At 51.0% G+C, this 10,681-nt stretch carries 7 protein-coding genes and 1 pseudogene; all 8 read right to left on the reverse strand.

All coding sequences use genetic code 11. The annotated features are described in order from the left end of the window. A complete protein-coding gene (locus tag HWI92_RS09580) occupies positions 1-1,338 on the reverse strand; it encodes a TldD/PmbA family protein (protein ID WP_204663145.1) in 1,338 nt (445 codons plus the stop codon). A gap of 196 nt (positions 1,339-1,534) precedes the next feature. Next, positions 1,535-3,172, reverse strand: coding sequence for a TldD/PmbA family protein (locus HWI92_RS09585; protein ID WP_204663147.1), 1,638 nt, complete (start codon positions 3,170-3,172; stop codon positions 1,535-1,537). A 123-nt stretch (positions 3,173-3,295) separates the two neighbouring features. Further along, a pseudogene (locus tag HWI92_RS09590) lies at positions 3,296-4,611 on the reverse strand (TldD/PmbA family protein). Between the two features lie 612 nt (positions 4,612-5,223). After that, on the reverse strand, positions 5,224-6,867 hold the full coding sequence (locus tag HWI92_RS09595; RefSeq protein ID WP_204663150.1) for a TldD/PmbA family protein: 1,644 nt from the start codon (positions 6,865-6,867) through the stop codon (positions 5,224-5,226). Positions 6,868-6,889: 22 nt separating this feature from the next. Then, the gene (locus HWI92_RS09600) at positions 6,890-7,237 is read right to left on the reverse strand and encodes a response regulator (RefSeq protein ID WP_204663151.1); all 348 of its coding nucleotides are present in this window, start codon (positions 7,235-7,237) and stop codon (positions 6,890-6,892) included. Between the two features lie 328 nt (positions 7,238-7,565). Further along, a complete protein-coding gene (locus tag HWI92_RS09605; protein ID WP_204663153.1) occupies positions 7,566-8,900 on the reverse strand; it encodes a hypothetical protein in 1,335 nt (444 codons plus the stop codon). Then, positions 8,890-9,093, reverse strand: coding sequence for a hypothetical protein (locus tag HWI92_RS09610; RefSeq protein ID WP_204663155.1), 204 nt, complete (start codon positions 9,091-9,093; stop codon positions 8,890-8,892). The genes HWI92_RS09605 and HWI92_RS09610 overlap by 11 nt, the downstream gene beginning before the upstream one ends. Before the next feature lie 26 nt (positions 9,094-9,119). Beyond that, positions 9,120-10,604, reverse strand: coding sequence for an alpha-amylase (locus tag HWI92_RS09615; protein WP_229249247.1), 1,485 nt, complete (start codon positions 10,602-10,604; stop codon positions 9,120-9,122). Between the last annotated feature and the right edge of the window lie 77 nt (positions 10,605-10,681).

The raw sequence follows: 10,681 nt of genomic DNA on the forward strand, positions 1-10,681 counted from the left end.
CTAGACTGCGTCGGACAGTGATGAAAAGGTGAATTCCCTGATTTTCATCGGCGGTATCAGATAATTCCGATCGGATTCAGTACTCACCACACGCTCGGGTTTGCCCAGCGTTTCGAGGTTATTGAGCATGATGACCGGACTTTCGTTGAAGCGGAAGTTTTTGATCGGATATTTGATTACCCCATTCTCAATATAAAATGTACCGTCGCGGGTAAGTCCGGTTTGCAGCAAAGTTTGCGGGTCTACCTCGCGGATGTACCACAACTTCGTCACCAGAATACCCTGCTTGGTAGACTTGATCATTTCTTCCAAAGTGGCAGTTCCACCGTCCATGATTACATTGCTGGGAAAAGGGACCGGTTTTACATTATTCTTTTGCGCCCAGTATCTCGAATAGAACATATTCTTTACCACGCCTTTCTCAATCAGGCTCATTTTGTTGATCGGCTGCCCGTCGCCCGACCAGGGTGAAGAAGGCAGATCCGGGTTGGCAGGATCGGTGTAAATGTTGACGCGCTCGTCCACGATCTTCTCGCCCAGCTTGGTTTTGCCGCCCGGCTTGCTCAGGAAAGAGCGGCCCTCGTCGGCACTGCGGGCATCCATGCTGAAAAAGATATTTTCCAGCAGAACCACCGCGGCAGTGGGTTCAAGAATCACGGTGTATTTGCCTGGCTCCAAAGCTCTTGCCCCTACCGAACCTTTGGATTTAATGATGGCTACATTGGTTGCAGCGGCGGTATCAAGCTTATTGACATCACTGTAACCCCGCGCCACGTAGCCCGAACCCTTTCCGTCCTCGGTACGCACAGTCAGCGAAAAATTCACATTGGTGCTTGGGTAGTATGCAAACAAACCTTTGGAGTTCATCATCGCGCGGTAGCCTTTCTGGTTTTCGAGAAAACCGGCGGCTGTGAGGTTCTGGGCGCGGGTAAGTTCGAGGCTTTTTGCAACCGCATTGGCGCGAACATCCGGGTTAATCGCCGCAGTTGAGTCAAAAAATCCGTTGGATTTTCCATAAGTCTGCGGGCCTAGTACCCCTACATATTCCGGATTTTCAGGAGCGAGCTGTGCCAGCTCTTCAGCGCGGCGGACGCACTTTTCAATGGCCTCGTCGCTGAATTCGTCGACGGTCGCCACACCCACTTTTTTCCCAAAAGCCGACTGGACTTCCAGGTTCTGGTTAATCAGCGCGCCGCTGGTCGAGACTTCATTTCTTGCATAACGAATATTACCCCGCTCCTCACCCATAATATTCACCTCACATTCATCTGCCTTGGAATATTTAAGCACCTTTTGCAGCAGTGCCTTTGCTTCGGATTCTGTTAGTATGATTGGCATATTGTTTCAGTTTTGAATGACTGAATGATTGAATGATTGAATGATTGAATGGATTTAGTTGTGAGTTAGTGAGGGAGTGAGTTAGCGAGTAGGTGAATTGGATTATGGATAAATTCAATACCTCAATCACACATTCACTCACTCACTAATTTGCTAACTCACCATTCAATCATTCAGTCATTCAATCATTCATTCATTAAATTTTCCTGGCTGTATTAATCACATTTACTCCATTAAACCTTGCCGTCGAGCTGCCGTGTGAGACTGCGCTGGATTGGGAGGGCTGGCCTTTTCCGTCGAAGAAGGAGCCGCCCAGGCGGTAATCTTTTTCATCGCAAACGGCCACGCACGAGTTCCAGAATTCCTGCGTATTGGACTGGTAAGCCACATCTTTCAGCATTCCGACGATTTTCCCGTCTTTGATTTCATAAAACAACTGGCCGCCAAATTGGAAGTTATAGCGCTGCTGATCAATGGAAAACGAACCGTCGCCGATGATGTAAATGCCCTTTTTCACATCCTTGATCATCTGCTCCACACTCAGCGGCGTCTTGCCGGATTCCAGCGACACATTTGGCATACGCTGAAACTGTACCGAGCTCCAACTATCCGCGTAGCAGCAACCCTGCGACTCTTTTCCGCCAATGATATGCACCTGGTCGCGGATCGCCTGGTAGTTAACCAGAATACCATCACGCACCAGATCCCATTTTTTGGTATTTACCCCCTCATCATCCCAGCCCACTGCACCCAGCGAGCCTACCTGCAACTTGTCGGCAACCAGGTTCACCTGCTTGCTGCCGTACTGGAAGTTTTTAGACTGCCACTTATCGAGTGTAGCGAAGGAAGTTCCGGCAAAATTGGCCTCATACCCGAGCACGCGGTCGAGTTCGAGCGGGTGACCTACGGACTCGTGAATGGTCAGCCAGAGGTGCGACGGGTCGAGGATTAAATCATATTTACCGGCCTCGACGGACTTTGCTGTCAGCTTTTCCTTGGCTTGTCTGGCGGCTGCGGTAACATCTTCCAGCATATCGTAGCCCATATTATAGCGGGTAGTGATGCCGGTAACCTTGTCCGAAGGATTGGTCTGCAGGTAGTCATAACCCATTCCCATTGGTGCGCTCAATGCATTCCGCGTCTCAAATTTCCCGGTTTTCGGATCAATGGTGGTTACATTGAATTGCGGGAAAATGCGATGAATATCCTGGTCAATGTAAGAGCCGTCCGTCGAGGCGAAGTACTTTTGCTCATTGACCATGAAAAGTACGGAGTTGACGTAGTTAGCACCGTTTTTCAATGCTGCGTCATTCACCGAAAGCAGCAGGTCTACCTTCTCTTTGATAGGTACCTCAAATGCATTTTTCTTGATCGGCGCTTTCCAGCTCACTTCCCCGAAACCCTTCTGGGGCGCGAGCTGCACGGGCTCTTTCATCAGTTTGGCATTGGCCTTCGCAATCGCCACTGCATTTTCAGCAGCCTGCGCCATCTGCGCTTCATTATTTACATCCACCACGGCCGAAAATCCCCAGCATCCGTTGGCAATCACGCGCACGCCCACGCCGTAAGATTCGGTATTGACGATATTCTGGACCTTATCCTCGCGCGTGACCACGAACTGGTTGAGGTAGCGTCCAATACGCACATCGGCATAAGTAGCACCTTTTGACCTGGCCGCATTCAGGGCAGCGTCCGCCAGCCTTTTCTTCACGGCCACATCTACACCCGGCTGAAGAAATGCCTCGGGAGAAACCGTCCGGCCGGTAGCAAAGCCAGGTATCATGAACGCTCCCGTTCCGATTCCGGCCCATTGTATAAAATCTCGTCTGTTCAAAATATTTCTAATTTTTGCTAATCGTAGCTATGGATTTTTACCAAAAGACAACTATTAATGTAAGATGTTGCCCGTCAGCACAGAATCTTCTTTGTATGTAAGGCTTTAATCCGATATAAATGGTCAGACCGCATCAGAGAGGCTGGTGAATGTGAAATCACGGATTTTCAATGGCGGGATTAAATTTCCATTGGTTCTCACCGGCTTACCGGCAGCTTCCAGGTTGTTGAGCATGATCACCGGACTTTCGTTAAAGCGGAAGTTTTTCACGGGATATTTGATCTGTCCGTTTTCAATGTAAAAAGTACCGTCGCGTGTAAGGCCTGTATACAAAAGGGTTTGCGGGTCCACCGAGCGGATGTACCAGAAGCGCGTCACAAGAATGCCTTTTTCTGTATTTTTGATCAGGTCCGCTATCGACTCCGTGCCGCCCTGCATGATAAATCCCCCCGGCGCCGGCACTGCTTTCACGTTCTGCTTCTGCGCCCAGAAGCGGGAGTAGTACATATTTTTAACCACGCCATTTTCAATCCAGGTTACTTTCTCCTGTGGGCGGCCGTCACCCGTGTAAGTTGAGCCCGGGATCTCAATGTTCTGCGGGTCTGAATAAATGGTGACGCGCTCGTCAAACAGCTTTTCGCCCAGCCGCGTGCCGCCACCTTTTTTACCCAAAAAGCTCCGGCCTTCATCGGCATTCCGCGCATCCATGCTGCGCATCATATTCCAAGTAGATCGGCCGCAGCAGTCGGTTCAAGAATTACCGTATATTTTCCGGGCTCCAGCGCTTTGGTATTTACCGAAGCCAGCGCCTTTTGCATGGCAATCTCGGTCGCGGTTTTGGTATTCAGCCTGGAAACATCATTATAGTCACGCGAGACATAGCCTGAACCTTTTCCGTCGGCAGTTCTCACTGTCACCGAAAAGTCCACAGAAGTTGCCCGGTTATATCCAAAAAGCCCCTTGTTGTTGCCCATCGCTGAAAAACCCGCATTATCCTGCAAAAACCCTGCAGCAGTCAGGTTCTTTTTATCACAGGGATCAATGCTGTTGAATGCAGCGGTGGCCCGGTAATCGGGATTAATCGCCGCGGTCGCGTCCGCAAATGACTTCGACTCCGCATACTGCTGTGCGCCGAGCATGGGCATATACTCCGGATTGTCCGGAGCCAGCTTCGCAATCTCCTCTGCCCGCCGGACAGTCTTTTCCAGCGACGCATCGTCAAACTCATTAATCGTAGCCGTCCCCGATTTCTTGCCAAAAACGGAAGTCACCGATAACGAAAGATCATTCGTCTCGCCGCTCGTGGAAACCGAGTTCCGCGCATACCGTATATTCCCGGAACGATCGCCCGACAACCCGACACTTACTTCATCAGCCTTTGAGAATGCAAGGACTTTATCTATGATTTGTTTTGCTTCTTCTTTTGATAGGATTGACATGGTTTGGGGGTCAGGGGTGGTTGTTTTTGGTCATTGGTGGTCATTTTTGGTCATTGGTTGTCAGGGGTAGTCAGGTATTGTCAAATGTTGTTTTACGCCCTTGTCACCCTGAGCGGAGTCGAAGGGCAAGTACTGCTTTACGCCTCTCCCACCCTGAGCGCAGTCAAAGAGGGGTGTTGCTTACCGCCTTTGTAACCCTGAGCGGAGTCGAAGGGCAGGTGTTGCTTTACGCCTCTCCCACCCCGAGCACAGTTGAAGGGTAGTGTTGCTTTACGCCTCACTCAACCTCAGCGCAGTCGAAGGGGTTTTGTGGCGACCGCATCTGCCCTTCGACTCCGCTCAGGGTGACAAGGGTAGGTTTGCTCAGGGTGACGAGGGTGGTTAGGGGTTGTCAGGTGTTGTCAAGGGTGGTCAGGTATTGTCAGGGGTGGTCAGGTATTGTCATTGGTTGTCATTAGTAGTAATTAAGTTGTCTACTATTTTCTTAAACTAAAAAACAACTCCTAACAATTCCTGACCATACCTGACAACCCCTGACCATACCTGACTACAAATGACAACAAATGACAATCAATGACCACAAACGACACCCAATGACCTCCTTCCTCCCCCCTAAATCCTCCTCCCCGTATTAATCACATTCACCCCATCGAACCTTGTCGTCGAACTTCCGTGCGAGACGGCGCTTACCTGGCCGGGCTGGCCTTTTCCGTCGAAGAAGGAGCCGAAGGTGCGGTAATCGTCCTGGTCGCAGAGCTGGGTGCAGGAGTTCCAAAATTCCTGGGTATTCGACTGGTAAGCGACGTCATCGAGCATGCCGGTCATTTCGCCATTTTTGATTTCGTAAAAAACCTGACCGCCAAACTGAAAGTTATACCGCTGCTGATCAATTGAATAGGAACCGCGGCCGATGATGTAAATACCCTTTTCAACACCTTTGATCATATCCAGCACGCTGCGTTTTTCGGTGCCGGGTTTCAATGAGATATTCGGCATGCGCTGGAATTGTACCGAGTTCCAGTTGTCGGCGTAGCAGCAGCCGTGTGATTCTTTTTCTCCAATGATTTTAGCCTGGTCGCGGATCGCCTGGTAATTGACAAGAATCCCGTCTTTGATGATATCCCACGTTTTGCAGGGCACGCCTTCGTCGTCGTATCCCACTGCCCCGAGGGTGTGGGGCTGCGTTTTATCGGCTACAATATTGACGAGCTTACTGCCATACTGAAAATTTTTGGACTTCCATTTATCCAAAGTCGCAAAGCTGGTGCCGGCGTAGTTGGCTTCGTAGCCGAGTACGCGGTCGAGCTCGGTCGGGTGACCGACAGACTCATGAATCGTCAGTCCCAGGTGGTTTGGGTCCAGCACCAGGTCGTATTTGCCGGGCTGTACGGTTTTGGCAGTTACTTTTTCCTTTGCCTGCTTTGCTGCAGTGACGGCGTCTTCCACCATATCGTAGGAGTTCCGGTATCCTACAAGTCCATTCGGCCCGGCGATTTTTTCGGTTGCCAGCCCGTCGAGGTACTCGTAGCCCATTCCCATCGGCGAGCTGATCGCATCGCGGGTTTTGAACTTGCCGGAAGCTTTATCGGTAACCGTTACGGTAAAGGTAGGCCAGATGCGGTGGATGTCCTGGTCAATGAACGAGCCGTCGGAAGAGGCGAAATATTTTTGTTCGTTGACAAAGAAAAGGTTGGAGGTGACGAAGTTCGCCCCGTTTTCCATGGCCTTTCCATTTACATTCATCAGCAGGTTTATCTTTTCCCTGACCGGAATTTCGAATGCATTTTTGATGAGGGGTGTTTTCCAGGTCTTGTCTCCTACCCCGGCCTGCGGTGCAAGCTCAACTGGCTCTTTCTGGAATTTGGAATTGGCTTTCGCAATGGCGGCAGCAGTGTCTGCGCACTTGGCAATGCCCTCGGGTGTGACGTCGCTCGTGGCCGAAAAACCCCAGGTACCATTTACGATCACCCGGATACCGATTCCGTAAGATTCGGCATTGACGATGTTCTGCACCTGTTTTTCGCGGGTAAACAGATATTGCTGCAGGTAGCGGCCGATGCGCACATCGGTGTAAGTGGCACCTTTGCTTTTGGCCGCATTCAGCGCAACTTCTGTCAGTTTTTTTCGGGCCGCAACATCCAGGCCAGGTTCAAGAAGCCGCTCGCCGGGAACGCTCCTGCCTATAACCGGAACGCCGGGCATCATCAATGCACCCGCGCCTAAGCCGGACATGTACATAAAGTCTCTTCTCTTCATGCGGCTTAATATAGTCGAAAATCTACAAAGTTTCCATCAGCGTCCTGAGCTGCTGCTCGTCCCAGGGCTTGTTGACGTACCGGTGAAAGATGCCTTTCTGAGCCGCAGCCCTGAACTCATCGGTATATGCATTGCCCGTCAGGATCACTCTTTTACTGTCGGGAAACCTTGTAGCAACCAGCCTGAGGAAGTCGAGGCCGGTCATTTCAGGCATGTGGTGGTCGGCAAAAATGATCTCAATCTTGTTATTTTCAAGAATGGAGATCGCCATGTCAGTCGTTTCGGCGATAAATACCATGGCCTCCCTCCTGAATGCTGCCTTGAAGGAATTCAGGTTGTTTACTTCATGATCCAGATAAAGAATGCCCATACGCAAGTCTCTTATTAAAGGTTTTGGGGCTTATTTTTGCAGGCACAAAAAAGCATTGCGGCAGTTTGTAAAATGCCTGTTTTGGTAAAAATAAGATTGCAGAGAGTATTGCCGGTAGGCGTTGATGTAATTCTTTGAAAACTGCAATCTCAGTTTGGAATGCTAATATCCAAACCGTTCAATAAGTTTTCACAAAAAACTTTAAACCGCAAGACGGGAAGTCAGATGAGCTTGACACTGTCAGAAATTTACAAAAAAATAGGCGTAACATCCTGCAAAATTCCTCTCAAATTATTTGAAAAAATACTGTACGGAAACAGTGCTGCGGTCACTGTGCTTCCTGCTCCGCAGGGAGTATACTCCGCAGCGTAGGATCGTCCAGGAGGTGTTGGAGCCGGTCGGCATGCGGATAGGGTATTTCGTACTGCGGCTGGTCGAGCACACCCGGGTCGCCGGTCTGAAAATAGCGGGATACATTGCGCTGCTGAATGAGAGAATACCGGTGAACTTTCCGCATATCCTTCATGTCCGCTTCATAGCGCACCACATGCCCTATGGTATAGGGTACGAAAAATACGAGCCCTACCCACCGCAGGGGCAAGCTTTCCCAGTGATCGGCCAGCCTCACGGCAAACCAGGCATTGGCGATCAGTCCGGGACTGAAAAGCTCCGTATAGCGCGAAGACACCTCCGAAAGCCAGTGGCCGCGGCCGTAGGCAATTGCCAGTGCCTGCGCCAGAGACCAGATCAGGCAGCCAGCCATCAGCATGTCCGCAGCCGACATTCTCCGGGTCCACAAGAGCAGCGGCACGGCCAGCATACCGGGCAGCCAGAGCAAAATCCATACAAGTGCATGATCCGTCACCGGCCAGCTCAGAATGACGCCCAGTGCCGTAAGGAACTCGCCTGAGGTTGCAGCGCGGTAACCCTGATTTTCCGGAATGTTCGGAATAATCCCGTATCCCATCACGGCCAGCAGCATCAGCATGACCGCCACACTGATATGCCGGCGTGAGATCTGGCGATCATGCAGCATCCGCACTACATACAATGCAGCCACAGCCAGCGGCGTAAGCAGGCCCGATGCCATGGTGAGAATGCTGAGCGTACTGAGAATGATGATACCCACAACAGACCACCACTTTTGCGGATGAAGCGTTGCGAGTGCAAGGCCTGCAACAGTAAAGATCAGCAGGAAGTAAAACTGGCTTTGGAAGCCTACGAGAAAGTTTTCAAACGAAAAAGGCAATGCAAACTGGGCAACAGCCACCGGTACCACCAGCCAGCGCAGTCCATGCACCGCCCGGCAGCGCACGAGCAGTCCGACGATCAGCGCCGGAACCAATCCTGCCAGCAACGTATTAAAGCGGGCTTCGGTAAGGTTGTTCCAGCTGCCGGTAATCATAAATGTAAACAGGGATAGCAGCCGGGTTGGCAGGATGCGGTGCTCATTATGGGACTGCCACAGGTCCTGAATCCGGAGTGTCCCCTGTATCCAGGGCCGGAGCAGAAAGTCACCCTCGGCATCCCACTGGTCCCAGAAAGGCAGCGGAACCGCAAACACCTCTATAAAATAAAGCCGCACAGCTACCACCACCAGAAAAGCAGGTACCACTGCCCTGACCGTCACAGAGGCGAAAACGGAGCGCCGGTCATGATGCATGGCCGGGCGCCGACTCGCTTTCCAGCTTTTCAAGTATATCCTGCTCCGTTCCCTGCACGAAATGCTTCGCGCCGCTTGTCAGGATCACGAGGCTGAACCGCATGTCCGCATCGGGGACGATCTCCGCTACCTCTGATTTGGAAAAACTGATTTCCCCGTCATTTTCTTTCAGCTGGAAAGTTGCAGGATACATGTTTTATTTTTTTAGATACATAAAGTTTACTGTAATGCCCATACACTCACGGACCGGCCGCGAACACTGAACCAGGCATTTCCATCCTCACCGACCACCACCGGCTCGGAAACATTTCCCAGGTGATCCGAGAACGTTTTGCCCGCATGCTGCGTCCCTACATACATGGTTTTGCCCGCATCCTCATGATTGGAAATCAGCACTGCGCAACCCGAACCTTCGTGCGCATCGTCGCCTTCCCGTGTCCAGCCAATGCAGTTGATATCATCCAGGTAATCGTGCTGCGGGCCGTATGCCAGGTGTTTTCTGATGCGTAGCAAATTTTCAAGCGGTTCCAGGCGCATCAGCGTGATTTCGTGCTCCTGCTCGTCGGGACCCAGGTCGGTGTACTTGGATCCGTACAAATCCGTGTAAAAAACGCACGGATACCCGGCTTCCCTCAGCAGTATAATGGCATAAGCAAGGGGACGGAACCAGCCTTCCACGATTTGTTCGAGTGATTGGAGCGGCTGGGTATCATGGTTTTCCACCAGGGTTACGGCCAGTTCGGGGCGGGTTTGCACCAGCGTATTATCCAGGATTGTGCGCAGGTCGTAGTGTTCGTTTTCTTTCGAAGCCCTGAAAAAATTACCCTGCAAAGGTGCATCAAACAGCGAAACACGGCCAGCAGTTGCCTCTATGTAAGTAAGCATGGATTCCAGATCGTACGGTGCCCAGTACTCTCCTACGGTGAAAAACTCGCGCTGGTACTTTCCTCTCAGGTGGTCGAGCCACTCGTTGAAGAATGCCGGGTCCATGTGCTTGATCGCATCCAGCCTGAAACCGTCGCATTGTACGGTTTCCACAAACCACTCACCCCACCTGATCAGTTCCTCCCGTACGTGTGGATTCCGGAAATCGATATCCGAAAGCATAAGGTAATCGTAATTACCATTTTCAAAGTCGAGTACATCCTGCCAGCCATCGCCATACTGATTCTGAATGCTGTAAATGGCGTTTTGCTGGTTTTCTGCATTGTAGTCTACCCCCGAAAAACATTGAAAGTCCCAGACAAACTGCGAGTATTTCCCAGCCCTGCCCGGGAACGTAAACTTGGTATAAGCCTGGATCTCAAAGGTGTCACTTGCAAACTCGGTCCTGTTTTCGGGCGTAACTTCCTTTACCGGCACGGTTTCCACTTCATCTGCCCCGCCCATGTGGTTGAGCACGATGTCGCAATAAACCTGAAGGCCGGCTTCCTTACCCGCTGCTATGGCTGCAATCAGCTCTTCCTTGGTACCATACTTGGTCCGAACCGAACCTTTCTGATCAAATTCGCCCAGGTCGTACAAGTCGTAAGAGTCGTACCCTGAGGACTTATCGCCGTCCATCCCCTTGTGAGCCGGGGGTAACCACACCGTGTCAAAGCCAATGTTCTTCAACCTGGGCGCTTCGTTCCCAAAGTGCCTCCATAAGCTTCCGTCCGCAGGATAATACCATTCGAAGAACTGAAGCATTGTAAAATTTTCCATAAGATTAAATAGTGGGCTGCGGGATTAAATGCAGTAAATACCCACTTAAATAACCGTACCTGCCCTTTTTATGGAAA

The sequence above is a fragment of the Dyadobacter sandarakinus genome (genome assembly GCF_016894445.1).
Classification (GTDB): Bacteria; Bacteroidota; Bacteroidia; order Cytophagales; family Spirosomataceae; genus Dyadobacter; species Dyadobacter sandarakinus.